The sequence below is a fragment of the Paenibacillus konkukensis genome (assembly GCF_023523925.1).
In the GTDB taxonomy this organism is placed as follows: Bacteria; Bacillota; Bacilli; order Paenibacillales; family NBRC-103111; genus Paenibacillus_S; species Paenibacillus_S doosanensis.
In genome coordinates this window covers 2,272,508-2,288,067 of record NZ_CP027059.1, presented here as the reverse complement: position 1 = coordinate 2,288,067, position 15,560 = coordinate 2,272,508, and the positions used below count along the sequence as shown (strand labels likewise).

12 protein-coding genes are annotated in these 15,560 nt (G+C 53.4%); 10 read left to right on the top strand and 2 right to left on the bottom strand.

Annotation, left to right across the window (positions count from 1 at the left end):
• Window positions 1–10: 10 nt before the first annotated feature.
• Complete coding sequence (cimA, locus tag SK3146_RS09755) at window positions 11–1,627, bottom strand: citramalate synthase (RefSeq protein WP_249864890.1); 1,617 nt, start codon at window positions 1,625–1,627, stop codon at window positions 11–13.
• Between the two features lie 212 nt (window positions 1,628–1,839).
• Between cimA and SK3146_RS09750 the strand changes: the two genes are divergently transcribed.
• The 9 genes from SK3146_RS09750 to SK3146_RS09710 all read left to right on the top strand — a co-directional run bounded on the left by SK3146_RS09750 (window position 1,840) and on the right by SK3146_RS09710 (window position 14,069).
• Complete coding sequence (locus SK3146_RS09750; RefSeq protein WP_249864889.1) at window positions 1,840–3,135, top strand: DNA polymerase IV; 1,296 nt, start codon at window positions 1,840–1,842, stop codon at window positions 3,133–3,135.
• Entirely contained in the window at window positions 3,136–3,651 is a 516-nt protein-coding gene (gene mobB, locus SK3146_RS09745) for a molybdopterin-guanine dinucleotide biosynthesis protein B (RefSeq protein WP_249864888.1), read from the top strand. It begins immediately after the preceding gene.
• Window positions 3,652–3,752: 101 nt separating this feature from the next.
• A complete protein-coding gene (locus SK3146_RS09740) occupies window positions 3,753–3,986 on the top strand; it encodes a ferredoxin (protein WP_249864887.1) in 234 nt (77 codons plus the stop codon).
• A gap of 154 nt (window positions 3,987–4,140) precedes the next feature.
• Window positions 4,141–5,976 (top strand): CHASE2 domain-containing protein, encoded by a 1,836-nt coding sequence (locus tag SK3146_RS09735; RefSeq protein ID WP_249864886.1) that lies wholly within the window; start codon window positions 4,141–4,143, stop codon window positions 5,974–5,976.
• Window positions 5,977–6,180: 204 nt separating this feature from the next.
• Window positions 6,181–8,421, top strand: a complete 2,241-nt coding sequence (locus SK3146_RS09730) for a FecR domain-containing protein (RefSeq protein ID WP_249864885.1) — start codon at window positions 6,181–6,183, stop codon at window positions 8,419–8,421.
• 48 nt (window positions 8,422–8,469) lie between these two features.
• Window positions 8,470–10,092 (top strand): stalk domain-containing protein, encoded by a 1,623-nt coding sequence (locus tag SK3146_RS09725; protein ID WP_249864884.1) that lies wholly within the window; start codon window positions 8,470–8,472, stop codon window positions 10,090–10,092.
• A gap of 110 nt (window positions 10,093–10,202) precedes the next feature.
• A complete protein-coding gene (locus tag SK3146_RS09720) occupies window positions 10,203–10,946 on the top strand; it encodes an HD-GYP domain-containing protein (protein WP_249864883.1) in 744 nt (247 codons plus the stop codon).
• A gap of 201 nt (window positions 10,947–11,147) precedes the next feature.
• The gene (locus tag SK3146_RS09715; RefSeq protein ID WP_249864882.1) at window positions 11,148–12,590 is read left to right on the top strand and encodes a L,D-transpeptidase family protein; all 1,443 of its coding nucleotides are present in this window, start codon (window positions 11,148–11,150) and stop codon (window positions 12,588–12,590) included.
• A gap of 150 nt (window positions 12,591–12,740) precedes the next feature.
• Window positions 12,741–14,069, top strand: a complete 1,329-nt coding sequence (locus SK3146_RS09710) for an IS3 family transposase (protein WP_249863244.1) — start codon at window positions 12,741–12,743, stop codon at window positions 14,067–14,069.
• Window positions 14,070–14,153: 84 nt separating this feature from the next.
• On the opposite strand, the gene SK3146_RS09705 is transcribed toward SK3146_RS09710, so the two are convergent.
• Window positions 14,154–14,291, bottom strand: a complete 138-nt coding sequence (locus SK3146_RS09705) for a hypothetical protein (protein ID WP_249864881.1) — start codon at window positions 14,289–14,291, stop codon at window positions 14,154–14,156.
• 159 nt (window positions 14,292–14,450) lie between these two features.
• Here SK3146_RS09705 and SK3146_RS09700 point away from each other — a divergent pair, with 159 nt between their 5' ends.
• Complete coding sequence (locus SK3146_RS09700; protein WP_249864880.1) at window positions 14,451–15,551, top strand: quinone-dependent dihydroorotate dehydrogenase; 1,101 nt, start codon at window positions 14,451–14,453, stop codon at window positions 15,549–15,551.
• Window positions 15,552–15,560: the final 9 nt, after the last annotated feature.

The following is a 15,560-nucleotide window of genomic DNA, read 5'->3' as shown; positions in this document are numbered from 1 at the left end:
CATTGTATGATTAATGATTGACTAAACCGACACGTTCTCTGTGCTCATCCGGCACGACGGTACAGGATTGTCCGAGCAGGGCATAACGGAAGCTGTCGACCAAGGCGTCCCAGCTTGCTTCGATCACATTGCCCGATACTCCAACCGTGCTCCAGGAGGAAGAGAAGTCCGTCGACTCGACCAGCACGCGCACTTTGGCGGCTGTCGTATCTTTTTCGTCCAGTACTCGCACCTTGTAATCGCTGAGATGAACGTTCTGCAGCGACGGATAATACTGCATCAAGCATTTGCGAAGCGCATTGTCCAGCGCATTTACCGGTCCGTTGCCTTCAGCCGCGTTATACACGGTCTCTCCGTTCACCTTCAGCTTCACGATCGCTTCGGTAACAACCGGCTGATCGGCCGTTTTCACGACCATAATTTTGAGCGATTCCAGCGTGAACGCTTCTTCCAGCTTGCCGTAGGCATCGCGGATCAGCAGCTCCAGCGTGGCGTCGGCGCCTTCGAACTGATAGCCCTGATGTTCCATATCTTTGATCTGCTCGATCAGCTTTTTCGTTTGCTGATTGTCGTTGTCGAAATCGAGTCCGAGCTCCTGCGCTTTGAACACAAGGTTGCTTTGACCGGCCAGTTCGGATACGAGCACGCGCTGCTTGTTGCCGACGAGCTCCGGAGTGATATGCTCGTACGTGCTGGAATTGCGCAAAATGGCCGATACGTGAATGCCGCCCTTATGCGCGAAAGCGGCGGAGCCGACATAAGGCTGATTAACCGGCAAATGCATATTGGCGATCTCGCTAACGTAGCGGGCCACTGTGGATAAGGTCGCCAGCTGCTCCGCGCCGATGCATTCATATCCCAGCTTTAGCTGCAGGTTCGGAATGACCGATACGAGATTGGCGTTGCCGCAGCGTTCCCCGAAGCCGTTGATGGTGCCTTGCACCTGCGTGGCGCCCGCCATAACGGCGGAAAGGCTGTTGGCCACCCCCAGCTCGCAATCGTTATGGGCATGGATGCCGATCGGAGTGGAGATCGTTTGCTTGACGACCGTAACGATTTGAGAAATTTCATGAGGCATGGAGCCGCCGTTCGTATCGCACAGAACGATCCAGTCCGCTCCGGCTTCCTCCGCCTTTTTAATCGTTTGTAGAGCGTACTCCGCATTGTTCTTGTAGCCGTCGAAGAAATGCTCGGCATCGTAAATGACTTCGAGTCCGTTGCTTTTCAAATATTTGACGGAGTCGTAGATCATCGCCAGGTTTTCTTCCAGCGTCGTTTGAATCGCCTGGTGCACGTGGAAGTCCCACGATTTGCCGAAGATGGTGGCTACGGGAACCCCGACCTCGAGAATCCGGTTCAGGTTCAGATCGTTCTCCGGCAGCGTATCCTTCCTGCGGGTGCTCCCGAAAGCGGTCACTTTGGCGTTCTTCAGCTCAAGCTCCTCGACCCGGTTGAAAAACTCGATATCCTTGTTGTTGCTGCCAGGCCATCCGCCTTCAATATAGTGAACGCCAAGAGAGTCCAGTTTGCGGGCGATCTTCATCTTGTCCTCGACGGATAAGCTGATTCCCTCTCCTTGCGTGCCGTCTCTTAGGGTAGTATCAAAAATTTTTACGGTAGTAGCCATGGATTGTCCTCCTGAGTCATACTGGGCTTGCGCAAAATATAATTAATAATTATATCACAATCCTTCCAAAGAAGGATACGGTTTTCAAAAAATAGACGGTTCGCCGTGCTTGACCTTGCTTTCGCAAACATTTATGCTGAACGTAACATGATTCTGGGGGTGCACCACCATGCGGCGTGCAGGGCGATATTCGGGTCCATTTCGCTCCGAGTATGAACATGGAAAATAAAGAAGCATATCCTGTTAACGGAAGAGTTATTCTTCATATTGATATGAATGCGTTTTACTGCTCGGTCCACGAAGCCGTAGAACCTGAATTGTATAAAGGCAAGCCGACGGCGGTGGCGGGCAGCGTAGAGCTGCGCAAGGGCATTATCGTGACATGCTCCTATGCGGCAAGAGGCAGAGGCGTCAAGACGGGGATGCTCGTCGGCCAGGCGCAGAAGCTATGTCCCGAGCTGATCATTATCCGTCCCGATTTCGATTTATACCGGCAATTTTCCAGACGCTTCATGAAAATTGCCTACGATTACTCGCCGCTCGTTCAGGCGATGTCGATTGACGAATGCTACGTCGATATTACCGGCTCCAAGCAGTTCGGAACTCCTCTTGAGATTGCCGAGCTGATCCAGCGGCGGATCGCCGACGAGCTCCTGCTTCCCTGCTCGATAGGGGTGGCTCCGAACAAGCTGCTGGCCAAGATGGCCTCGGACATGAAGAAGCCGCGCGGCATATCCGTGCTGCGCAAAAGGGACGTTCCCCGGCTGCTGTGGGACCGGCCGTGCGCTTATTTGTACGGAATCGGCGGCAAGACGTCCGATAAGTTGAAGCGGCTTAACATTCATACGCTGGGCCAGCTCGCCCATGCGAGCGACAAGCTGCTGGAAGAGCATTTCGGCATCATGGGGGCGCATCTGAAACGCGCGGCCAACGGAGACGATTCGTCACCCGTAGAGCCCGAGCAGGACCAGAGCAAATCGATCGGGCATACGACGACTTTGCCTACGAATTATACGGAGACGGCGGATATTCATCGCGTCTTTCTCAATTTGGCCGATCAGGTCGGACGGCGGCTGCGCAGGCAGCATTTGATGACGCAGACGGTGCAGATTACGATTCGCGATCCGGACATGAAGACGATTACTCGGGCTTCGAAGCTGAATGCGCCGACCGAAAACCGGGAAGATATTTATCATATGGCCTGCAAGCTGTTCGAAGATCATTGGCCCGCAGGCAAGCCCGTCCGCTTGCTCGGAATCACCTTGCAGAGTTTGCTCGATAAAAAAGACGCGCCGATTCAGCTCGATTTATTCGATTACCAGAAGCAGCCTGCCAAGGAGAAGCTGAACCGGGCGATGGATGCGCTGCGCGATAAATTCGGGGAACATGCGGTTCTTACGGCAGGCATGCTCGGCAATGACCCCTCTGCTTTAATCCGCAATCACAAGACGAGAGGAACCTCGCTGCAGATGGATCATTTGAAGGAGCAGCCATTGGAGGAAGAGTAAATGAAGGAATGCATCGGCTTCGCCGGATTCTCGGACAGCGGCAAAACGACGCTTGTTTCCCGGCTCATCGCTTATTTCCAGGAACGGGGAGTCCGTACAGGGGTTATTAAACATGATGCTCATGGGCATTATAAAGAAGCGGAAGGGACGGATTCGGCCGGATTTATTGCGGCGGGAGCCGCGGCAGCCGCAGTCGTTTCCCCCGATTCGTACATCGTTTACCGGCGGGAACCAAGGCTGCTGGAACAGCTCGTCGGCGAGCTGCGGTCGAATCAGGCCGGGCCGCTGGAGATCATATTGATCGAGGGCTTCAAGCGGGCCGGACACGATCAATTGGCGATTTTCCGCAATGAAGAACAGGCCCGCATTTTGCAACTGCTCGCCAAACCGCCTATCGCGGTTGTCGCTCCTGCGGAGCTGGAGAAATATCGTATCGAAGGAGTTCCTTTTTTCCATCCGGATGATATTGCAATGATAGGAAAGTTTATACAAGAGCGCGTCAAATCAGGGAGCTAGACTTCCGTCCGGGACAGTTTTTATTTGAACTTTCAGGAGTTTTATATTATATTTTAGGTTGAGGATACATTATGAGGTTTTAACTAGGGAGGATATTAACAATGGCAAAATACACTTGGGTTGAGAAAGATACCTGTATCGCGTGCGGAGCCTGTGGCGCGACGGCTCCTGATATTTACGATTACGACGACGAAGGTCTTGCCGAAGTTATTTACGAAGGCGACGGCAACCAAGGCGTAACGGAAATTCCGGAAGATCTGTACGACGATCTGCAAGACGCTCAAGACGGCTGCCCTACGGATTCTATCAAAGTGGCCGACAGCCCGTTCAACTAATAACGCCCGATTGGCGCGGTTTTACGAAAAAAGCTTCATCACTAGGTATGTAGACCTAGCGGTGAAGCTTTTTTTGTTTCAGCCGTACAATACTTATGTTATTATGGAAAATTTGTGTTACTATTAGGACGAAACTAGGTCTGGAGGGTCATGGATGAAGAAGAGTGTCAGCAAACCCGCTGTCATTGCGACCGGCAACGCAATTATTGTACTTGTCTGTTTTATTTTTTTATTGATAGGTCTTTGGAAGGTGCTATCGAATCAGGCGTTGGACTTTAATCTGAAGCAGTCCATGACCGGGCAGCCGCATGAGGATATCGTCGTGGTAGGTATCGACACGGAATCTATTAAATCGGTCGGACCTTATCCGTGGGATCGAAAAGTATACGCAGAGCTCATTCAGAAACTGGAAAAGGCCGGAGCCAAGGTAATCGGCTTCGATATCGAATTTTATACCGAGAGCGGCAATCCCGAAAGCGACAAGCAGTTTTCCGAGGCGTTATCTCATTACAATAATATTGTCCTTCCGTCTCATGCCGGCGTAGAAGGGGATTTCGAGCGGAAAACGAAGGTCAAGGAGGGAGAGCTGATCTCTGCCAGAACGATTGAGCAGCCTATTCCGATGTTTCGGCAGTACGCGAACAAGGCGCATATCAATGCGGCGATCGACAGCTCCGACGGGGTGATTCGCACGAATTGGCTGCAGATCGAAACGCCGGAAGGGGTGTTCCCATCGCTGGCGCTCGCTATGGCGCAGCTGGGCGGAGTGGACGTCGGCAAGTATTTGGATAAGCCCGCACTGCAAAACCGGCCCAAGTCCGAGATGTATATCAAATGGGATGCGACGGAGAAAGACTTCGAGACGGTTCCGTTCGCCAAGGTGCTGAGCGGCGCCATTCCGGACGACGCTTTCAAGGATAGGATGGTGCTTGTCGGTTATACCGCCCCAGGTTCGGATGAAGGGATCACGCCGGTTGAGCAGCATATGCATCTGGTGTATGCGCATGCGAACATATTGAATCAGCTGCTGAAGCAGCAATGGATACAGCCTGCCGGCGGCGCATGGACGGTCGCTTCGGTTTTGTTCATGATTTTGCTGTTCGGGCTGCTGACATGGAAGCTGAAGCCGATTCTGGGCGTTATCGCCGTGTTCGGATGCTCCGTGCTGCTGCTCGCGGTCCAATACGTTTCCTTCGCCTACACCGATCTGTACATAGATACGATTGGAGCCGTTGCGAGCGGGCTTATTTCGTATTTGGTCAATATCTCTATGAAAACGTATTTTGAGACGAAGCAAAAAAATTACATTACGAAGCAGTTCGGCCGGTACATATCACCCGATCTGGTCAAGGAGATCGCAAGGAACGATTCCGATATTCGCCTCGGGGGCATCAGCAAGGAGCTGTCGATCTTATTTCTCGACGTGCGCGGCTTCACCCCGCTGTCGGAGAAGCTGAAGCCCGAGGAAGTGGTCGATTTTCTCAATATGATGTTCAACTTGATTACGGAACGGGCGCTTGAGAATCACGGAACGATCGACAAATTTATCGGGGATGCCGCGATGATTTTGTACAATGCGCCGCTCGACGTTCCGGAGCATCCGTATTACGCCGTTAAGACCGCTTACGAGATTCAAAAAGGCATGGAGCAGGTGCGGGCCGACGTTTGGGACAAATACGGGGTGACCATCAGCGTAGGCATCGGCATCAATACCGGCGACGTCGTCGTCGGCAATATCGGTTCCTATTTGCGCGTCGACTATACGGCGATCGGGGATAACGTCAACACGGCGGCGAGAATCGAATCCAATACGGGACCGAACCAAATTCTCGTATCGGAAGCGACCTATGAATTAACCAAGCTTTATTTCGAATATCAATACGTCGGAGAGAAGCTGATGAAGGGAAAAAGCAAACCGCTCAAGCTGTACGAAGTGACCGGCTGGAAAGCCGCTCCTGCGGTGCCGAAAAAACCGGAGGCGGCGTCATAATGCGCCAATTTATGCATTGTCAATTGCTGGTTGTCATTTTACAATGAAATATATAGAGTCATAGAGTCGCAAGATTCATAGAATGATGTCTTTAGGAGGAGTTAGGTTGTGGGAGCTGCGAACCGGATTGGGCTGCGAAACTGCAAATCGTTTTTTTCTATAATTCTCGTCTTTTGTTTCATATTTTCTTTGCTGGCATCCGCTATGGCTCCGCAGGCACAGGCCAAGTCGAGCCGCGTAGCGATTGTGGCGGAAGTCAGCGGCGATGTCACCGTGCGCAAGGCGGGAGGCTCCAAATCGTATACGGTTTATGAGGATATGAGCCTGAATGAGGGAGATCTTGTCTCTACGGGAAGCGGGGCTTCCCTTGTCTTGAGAACGGCGGATCACGACGATGAAATTACCGTCGGCGAAAACGCGGAAGTGTCCATATCGGATTTGACCAACCAGGGAGGGGGCAAGACGTCCAAGTTTAAGCTTTGGGCGGGATCGGCCTGGACGAAGGTCAAGAGTCTGGTCGGCTCGGAGGACGATTTCGAGATTGAAACCCCGACCGCCGTCATGGGAGTCCGGGGCACGTACTTGTATACGAGTGTAAATCCGGTTACCGGCCAAACGACGATGCTCGTAGCTGCCGGCGTCGTCAGCGCTACGACCGTAACCAGCTATGATGCGGGAAATGCGGACAAACCGAATCAGGAGAGACAGCATGTCACCGTGTATCCCTCCCAGCAAATTAATCTGGATTCGCGAACCGGCGTATCCGACCTGCGCGTCAATGTAGACTACGTCAATCCGGAAGAAATCGTTAGTTCGGCTCCTCCCGAGGTTATTCAGGCGCTGCTGAACAACATTCAAGGACTGCAGCAGGAAAATGATCAGATCAAGCAAAAGCTTAAGCAGGGATCGATGCAGTTCGACCCAAGCGGCATTTTGAAGATTAACAATAACGACGATTTGAATAAAGTGACCCAAAACTTCGACGCGCTTGTTCCAAATTTGGCCAAGGCCGCCGTCGACAACAGGAAATTGTCCGAGAAGGCGATCGATGAGGCTAACCAAAAGATTCAAAATGAGCAGCGAAAAATCGATCTTAATAACGTTCCGCCAATCGATAGAAGCGCAGGGTTGGACCCTGAAGTAGCGCAGTTGAAGCAGCAGCAGCAAGCTTCCGAATTCAACAAGGCGGCTCTTGAGATGCAGCAGCTGGCCCAAATGCAGCAAAGCCTGGGCGAGATGCTGGATAAACTGATGGCTGAAAAACAAAAGATCGACGAGGCGAATCAAAAAGCGCTTGAAGCCGCAAATCAAAGCGCGATGGCTCAATATATGTCCCAGCTTAGCGGCGAGCAGCTGCAGCGGTTTCTGGACAGCGCAGCCGCCAACAGCGCGCCTCAGGGCGGCGGCACAACCGCGTCCGGAGGAAGCGGAGGAGGCGGAGGATCGCATTCCTCGCTGAAGCAGCCTCCGAGTCCGACGGTGACGAGCCCTCAGCAGGCGGCGACCGGGTTTAATCCGGCAGTCGTTCAAGCAAGAGCGCCCGAAGATACCGAACTGCGGATTTATAACGGCAGCGAGCTGCTTGCATCCGCGCCCGGGGCGGGAGATCGGGACGTCGCCTTGACGCTGAAGACGCTGCCCGAAGGCACTTACAATTTGACAGTCGTCGCGGTAAGAAGCGGCATGACGAGCAGCCCGGTGTATTTGCCGGCCATTACGATTTCCGATGCTCCGATTCTGATCAGCCCGCAAACCGATCTGGCAACGAATACGCCGATCATCGTCGTGAAGGCGCCGATAGATACGAAGGTCAAAGTCATGAGGCAGGGGGTAACGATTGCCGAGGCGGCCGGTCAAGGCGATCAAGAAGTATCGATTCCGCTGACCGGCTTCATGGGCGGGGTTATCGTATTGGATGATTTGACGATTGTGACGGACCGCGGCGGCTTGCTCAGCGCTCCGGTAGCCGTGCCGAAAATAACGGTGGATCAGTCCATGGCTATCTTCCTTCAATCGGTCACAAGACAGAATAACGCGGTTACGGCGAATTTGGCGATGAAGCATTTCGTGAAACCGAACGCTTTCTACGCGGTAGAAGCGCATCTCGTTTATGATAACCGGCTTAGCTATAAGGGGGACGGGACGGTCGTTCGCAGCAGTGACACTGTATTCGGTTCCCGGTCGCAGAGCGTCGAGCGGCTTATGCAGTCCGCCGGCGCTGCCGAATCGGAGCTCATCTATGCGGCCTCCGCATTCGGAGCGGACTCCGGAGCTATTGAGGTACCGGGCGAGCAGGCGCTTGTCTCCATCCCGCTTGCCTTGTCCGGAAGCGATGTGAACTCGCTGAACGTCAAGCTGATCTATTATAAAGTGGTCGACCGGACAGGCAAAGTGATCGCCGAGGTCAATCTGGCCAGTCAGCCGGACGCACTTCCCGTGAAGTAAGAAAAGCAGGAATATATTGAATAAGGGTAGAGGGGAACTGGAAAGCTTATGAAGAAAACAGGAAAGCTGTTCGTTTTCGCAGCTATGACGGCATGCTTGCTGGGCGGCGGGACGAGCGCGGGGGCGGCGAATTTTGCGGATGCTCTGCTGAGCAGCGACGGACAGATCATGACGGATGTGACGACTTATTCGGGCAGCGGCGACTTCGGAAGCTATGACGGGCAGCGGCTTGAGTCCACATTCCGCAATCCCGACTCGCTGCTGCCGCTTGGGGACGGCAGCCTGCTCGTTACCGATGCGAGAAATCATATGCTGCGAAGCATTGCAGGCTCAGGCGTCAAGACTTACGCCGGCATGCTGATCGGCCGGGACGACAAGGGCTTGCCTATGGGCGTAAGGCTGGACGGAACGGCGCTTCGCTCGGCCTTTCAGCAGCCTGCGGGGCTTGCCGCCGATGCGGCCGGCAATATATATGTCGCCGATTCGGGCAACAACGCGATCCGCAAGATCGATCCGGCCGGCAGCGTAACGACGCTGGCCGGCAACGGCTTAACCGGCGACAAGGACGGCAAAGGGACGGAAGCGACCTTCAACCATCCGAAGGATGTCGCCGTAGCTCCTGACGGGACGGTCTATGTCGCCGATTCGCTGAATCATGCGATCCGCCGTATTGCCAAGGACGGTCAAGTCACTACCTTGACCGCCGATTCCAAGCGGCCGGTGGAAGTAACTCCGGGGCAAGTCGTATGGGGAGGCGATTATGCGGACGGAGAGATCGCCAAGTCCAAGTTCAACGAGCCTTCCGGTTTGGCTATCGACGGCAAAGGCAATTTGTACATCAGCGATTCGGGCAACCAACGTATTCGCTATATGGATTTTTCCTCCGGTAAAGTGACGACGGTAGCTGGCGGCGGAACCGGATCGGCGGCGACCGGCGGATCGCTGTACGGCAATACCGAATTGTACGTTCCAGGCGACTTTGCCGACGGAGACGCTCAGAAAGCGATGTTCAATTATCCTGCAGGGCTTGCCTTGACGGAAGAAGGCGGCGTTCTTATCGCCGACAGCATGAACCATTCGATCCGTTATTTGCATGGCGGCCAAGTCGTCACGCTGGCGGGAGACGCCGGCAAGCCGACCGGGGAGAACGACGGGATCGACCGTTATGCCCGGTTCTACCGGCCGACGGACGTTGCGGTGACGGCAAGCGGCGACATCTTCATCGCCGATTCGTATAACAACAAGATTCGGAAGCTGAGCTTGTATCAGCTGCCTTCCGACCTGCCTCAGGATGACGGGATCAAGGTCGTGCTGGGCTCTCGGATCATAGCGTTCGAGGCGCCGCCCGAAATCGTCAATGACCGTACGATGGTTCCGGTGCGAGCCATTACGGAGGCGCTCGGCTACAACGTCACTTACCGGGACGAGGATCGCAGCGTGCAGCTTAGCAAGGACGGGACGACCGTCGAATTGTATATCGGCAAGACCGGCATGACGACGACGGAAGCAGGCAAGCCTGCAGCCGTTCATGAAACGGATGCCGCTCCTTACATCGAGCATGATCTGACCTATGTTCCCGTGCGTTTTTTTGCCGAAGAGATCGGCTTGGACGTGCAATGGGATCAAGCGACGCGGACGGTCATTGTCCGGAAAAAGCAGTCGGTGCAATAAGCGTATGAGAAAAGACCTATGATGGCGGAGGGGCTCGAGAGTTCCCTTCACATCATAGGTCTTTTAGATTATGATAAAGGTATGATTGTCATGAACCGGGAGGAGAAACGGTGTCCGACTTACAGCAGCTGCACAGCAAGATCACGGAATTGGAGAAACGCAATAAGGAGCTTTCTCTCATGCTGGAATCAGCCGAGGAGTTACATAAAGGCTTGGCCGCGAAGGACCATCGAGTGTCGATGAGCGTTATTCACTCGCTTATTTTGGCGCTGGATTCGCGCGACCCTTATACGGCCGGACATTCCTCCAGGGTGGCTCTTTATTCGCTATGGATCGCCAAAGAGCTGGGCGTCTCCGGGGAAGACTGCTTTCAGTTTCACCAATCGGCCTTAATGCATGATATCGGCAAGATCGGAGTGCCGGATAAGGTGCTCCTGAAGGCGGACAGTTTGGACGATGAAGAGTTTCTGATCATGAGCTCCCACACGACGATCGGGGCGCGGATCTTGTCCCGGATGGAACCGTACGAGAGAATGCTGCAGGCAACCGAAGTCGCCAAATACCACCATGAGAAAATGGACGGCTCGGGCTATCCGGAGGGGCTTCGCGGAACGGAAATTCCTTTTTTTGCTAGAATTGTCGCCGTTGCTGACGCTTTCGACGCGATGACGACGGACAGACCTTACGCCAAAGGGCGAAGTTACCGCGACGGAGTCGCCGAAGTTATCCGCTGCAAAGGAACGCATTTCGACCCGGAAATGGCGGACGCTTTCGAAGCGGTCATGCGGCGGCGGCATTATTTGGACGGCTTCAGCGGCAGAGAGCTTCCGGAATTCGAAGACGTTCATCCGTAAATGTGTTGCGAGTACAGCTAAAAACGAATGATATAGATGAGCGAGGGAAGCCCGGCGACGTTTAGCCATAAGCGTTATGCCGGGCTTTTGCATGAATCGGAGGAAGCGTTCGCCCGATGTTTTTCCGAAAGCCCTTTAAAACGGCGCCGCCGCTGCCGATATTACTGGGAGAAAGCTGGAAAGCGGGAGGGAGGGCCGGAGGTGAAACCGAAGGATCACGATGAACAGCTTCGCCAATTTTTTCAGCACCATCCGTTGGATGATCCGTTATATTTGAAGAAGTACGTCAGGGAGCATCCGCAGAACAAAATGGCCTGGTATTTGCTCGGCCGAGAGTACGATGCGCAGGGCAAGCGGGGCAAGGCGCTGTACTGCTATACGCAGGCCGGCGAAATATACGAGGCCTTCGAGAACCGGACGATTGCGGTTTCTCCCGAATCGGAGCAGTCCTTAACTTTGTGGGAGCGGCGCGGCAAAAGAAACAAGCTGCTCGGCCGATTGAGGCTGGCCGGTCTGACTCTGCTACTGCTGCTGGGCGTCGTATTCGCACCGCAATGGGGGTCCGAGACCCGGCAGAGTCAGCAAGCCTACACGCTTCCTCCGGATATGACCGCAGATCAAGTGCAACAAACGAAAGTATATTATGTGACCGGCGATAAATCCAAGGAAAGGGTGGGAGCGGCGCTGCAGCAAATGCTGCTGCAGGAGAGATTGAACCGTTACGCCATATTGGCTTACGGCAAGCCGGCGGCAGGCGGCGATTGGATTTCCTGGCTTACGCCTCCGGACATCCTGTTGTCCGTCGCCGCCCGGCAGGACGCTTCCCAGCAGCAAATCGAATATCACGATGCCGAAAGCTGCGGCTGTCAGCCGACGGACCCCGCCAAGCCGCAGGCCGTCTACCGGGCGTGGTCGCAGCAGAGGGAGCAGGAGCTTGTGCTGAATTCCGCTCTTCAGGCATACGAGCTTAAGTATGGCGAGGCTGCGGACAGCTTGGCCGACTTAAGCAGGCCTTATCCGGACAACGTGCTGTCCGGCGCAACCCCGTTCATGGAGCAGCTGTACCAGGAACGCAAAGGGCAAGCGGCGCCAGCGGCCGCGGCATCTGCTCCCGTACTGGCAGATGCGGAAGCTTCCGCTTCGGACGCTTCCTCCGCCGGAGACGAAGGAGTAGGCACAGGCGGGCTCGTCAAGCCGCTTAGCGAGCCGCTCTCCATCGTAGTGGACAAGTCGAATCACCGGCTGGCGCTTGTCAGCGGGCGATTTATCGTACGAATCTATCCTGTCGGTCTCGGAGCCGGCAGGACGCCGGAAGGCACCTTCGAAATATCGGAGAAGGTACGTAATCCGAACGGCAAATCGAACGGCGAATTCGGCAGCCGCGGTATGACCTTATCGGATACGCAGTATGCGATTCACGGGACGAACAAGCCGTCTAGCATCGGCAAGGATCAATCGCTCGGCTGTGTACGCATGCTGCAGGAGGACATTGAGGAGCTGTTCGCGATGGCGCCGCTAGGAACGCCGGTGACGATCGGTAAAGGGCTGCTGCCGACCGAGATCAAACGGGGGCAGCCGCCGTTCGGCCTGCCGGTATCCAGCGAGGAGACTAATCCGGGGAAGGTGTACAAGTGGCTTGATTGAGCCGACACGGCTTCAAGCCCGTGAAGGGCTGCAACGGCAAAAAGGAGCGTATCTCTTTAAACTGGTACCCATACACTGGACACTTCAAAAAAAGTGTTTAGTGTGTGGGTACCTTTTTGTATACTGGAGACAACAGTGGAGGCGAACAAAATGAGCAAAAAGCATTTTAATAAATATGAACGTGAACGACTAGCGCTAAATCCGCACGTTTTGCGGGTGAGCGAAAAATCGATTACTTATGCCGATGAATTCAAACGTCTATTCATCGATCAATATATGTCGGGTCGAACACCTAGAGAGATTTTCGAGGCGAGTGGGTTTGATGTGGAGATGCTCGGGATAAAGCGAGTGGAGCAGTGCGCGGATCGTTGGAAGAAAGCTTACGAGAAGGACGGAATCACGGGGCTAGCGGACTCACGTAAAGAAGCAGCATTACGCCCCTCACAACGCCCCTTATCCCAGGAAGAGATGATCGCGAAGCAGGAAGCGAAGATTAAACTTTTGGAGGCTCAATTGGCATACGTAAAAAAGTTAGACAAGAACGAAAGGAGGCTGTTAGCAAACGGACAAAACCTACCCAAGAGTGACTGTTTCGAGCTTATTCAAAATGCAGTAAAGCAAGGCCTAGAACGGATGACGCGTTACTTCTGTCAATTACTTGGTGTGTCTCGTTCCGGGTACTACAACTACCTTCAAAGCTCGGACAAACGGCTCGCACGCATCAAAGCGGATGAGCAGGCCGGTGCTTTGATTAAGAAGGCATTTCATCGAAGAGGCTTCAAGAAGGGTTCTCGCTCCATTAAGATGACGTTAGAAAATGAATTCCATATCGTGTATAACCTGAAACGAATTCGAAGATTAATGCGCAAGTTTAACCTCGTATGTCCACATCGAAAGGCTAATCCTTACCGAAAGATGGCAAAAGCCACGCAAGAACACCGCACGCTTGAGAATACGTTACAGAGAGACTTTAAGAAAGGTACGCCAGGTCTCGCTCTGCTAACAGATATTACGTACTTGCCATATGGCCATTCCCAGACGGCTTATTTGTCAACCATTCTAGATGCTTCTACAGGCGAGCTTCTCACTCATAACTTGTCCACGACCCTCCACCTCCCTCTTGCAACAGACACGATCAAATCACTGATGAGGCAAAGACGGTTGAAGTTACATCAGGACGCTTTCATTCATTCGGATCAAGGCTGCCACTACACGAGTCCTGTCTATCAGAAGCTTTTGAAAGATAACGGGTTAGGACAATCTATGTCTAGACGGGGGAACTGCTGGGACAATGCCCCTCAGGAGTCTTTCTTCGGCCATATGAAAGACCATGTGAAGAGTCGCGATTGCAAATCCTTTTCTGAACTAGAGCAAGAAATTAAGCGCTATATTCATTACTATAACCATTACAGATACCAGTGGGGGTTAAAAAAGATGACTCCTGTACAATACAGAAATCATCTCTTAAGTGCGGCCTAACTCTTTTTTTAAAAGTGTCCTTGACTAAGGGTCCAGTTTACTTGCGATGAAGAGAAGCGCTCCTTTTTCAATAAATCAGCTGCGTCACTTGTTAAAGACGAGCAACACGGCCATAACCACAATCAGCGCGACGAATATGGAGCCGACCCAGATAATCGCTTTTTTGTTGACGGTTTCTTGCGGTTTGCGCTGCTGCAAATAAGTTGGTTTTTTTCGGTGCATAGAGATCCGCCCTGCCTTTTCATAGATTTAAGCATATTTTATCATAATGGACCCGGTGAAGAACATCATTTTGCATGGCTTGTCCTCTTTATTTTTCCTCGATAAAACGATAAACTGTTCAAGGAGAGCAACTTAAAGAACGGTTAGGGGAGAGCAAGCATGCTTTATAAGAAGATAGCAAAACCGGTGTTATTTCGGATGGACCCCGAAAAAGCCCATCATTTGACGATAGACGGGCTTCATACGGCCAGCCGTTTGCCGGGAGGCAGGGCGCTGCTGCGAGGAATGTATGGAGTCCCTCGATATCCGGAGCTGGAGACGAACCTGTGGGGAATCCGTTTCGGCAATCCGGTGGGCCTTGCGGCAGGGCTCGACAAAAATGCGAAGGCGGTGCAGGGCTTCTCCAGCATCGGCTTCGGCTTCATGGAGGTCGGCACCGTCACGCCCAAGCCGCAGGCCGGCAATGAGCTGCCAAGACTGTTCAGGCTGCCGGAGGATACGGCTCTGATCAACCGTATGGGCTTCAATAACGTCGGGATCGAAACGATGGCCGAGCATCTGCGTCAGACGGGCCGTCGTTCGATACCGCTTGCGATCAATATCGGCAAGAACAAGACGACGCCGAACGAACAGGCGGAGGAAGATTATCGGGCATGCATCCGCGGGCTGTACGCTTACGGAGATTTTTTCGTGGTAAATATCAGCTCTCCGAATACGCCGGATCTGCGTAATCTTCAGCATGGAGACGATTTGTCCAGACTGCTTGCGGCCGTTAAGGACGAGATGGAGCTGCAGCATCGTAAGCACGGGGGAGCGCAGAAGCCGATTCTTGTCAAGATCGCTCCCGATCTGGAGGGCGACGAGATCACCTATATCGTGCGTACGATCGCAGACAGCGGCGTGTCCGGTATTATCGCATCGAATACGACCATATCGCGCGCGGGCTTAACGCATCCTCATAAAGGAGAAGCGGGAGGCTTAAGCGGCAAGCCGTTGACGGAACGTTCCACCAAGCTGATTCATACCGTTTATGCGGCTATGGAAGGGAAGCTTCCTATCATCGGTTCGGGAGGCATATTTACGGCGGAAGACGCATATGCCAAAATTTGCGCCGGAGCGAGTCTGGTTGAAGTATATACGGCATTGATATATGAAGGCCCCGGATTAATCCGGAAGCTGAATGAAGGTTTGCGGGCACTCCTCAGGAAGGACGGCTTCAAGCATATTGCGGAAGCGGTCGGTTCAGCCCACAGAAGGTAAAGGAATGGA

Excerpts from the sequence above, each read along its gene's own strand:
- cimA (WP_249864890.1), bottom strand. The coding sequence starts at position 1,627 with ATGGCTACTACCGTAAAAATTTTTGATACTACCCTAAGAGACGGCACG.
- SK3146_RS09750 (WP_249864889.1), top strand. The coding sequence starts at position 1,840 with ATGAACATGGAAAATAAAGAAGCATATCCTGTTAACGGAAGAGTTATT.
- mobB (WP_249864888.1), top strand. The coding sequence starts at position 3,136 with ATGAAGGAATGCATCGGCTTCGCCGGATTCTCGGACAGCGGCAAAACG.
- SK3146_RS09740 (WP_249864887.1), top strand. The coding sequence starts at position 3,753 with ATGGCAAAATACACTTGGGTTGAGAAAGATACCTGTATCGCGTGCGGA.
- SK3146_RS09735 (WP_249864886.1), top strand. The coding sequence starts at position 4,141 with ATGAAGAAGAGTGTCAGCAAACCCGCTGTCATTGCGACCGGCAACGCA.
- SK3146_RS09730 (WP_249864885.1), top strand. The coding sequence starts at position 6,181 with ATGGCTCCGCAGGCACAGGCCAAGTCGAGCCGCGTAGCGATTGTGGCG.
- SK3146_RS09725 (WP_249864884.1), top strand. The coding sequence starts at position 8,470 with ATGAAGAAAACAGGAAAGCTGTTCGTTTTCGCAGCTATGACGGCATGC.
- SK3146_RS09710 (WP_249863244.1), top strand. The coding sequence starts at position 12,741 with ATGAGCAAAAAGCATTTTAATAAATATGAACGTGAACGACTAGCGCTA.
- SK3146_RS09705 (WP_249864881.1), bottom strand. The coding sequence starts at position 14,291 with ATGCACCGAAAAAAACCAACTTATTTGCAGCAGCGCAAACCGCAAGAA.
- SK3146_RS09700 (WP_249864880.1), top strand. The coding sequence starts at position 14,451 with ATGCTTTATAAGAAGATAGCAAAACCGGTGTTATTTCGGATGGACCCC.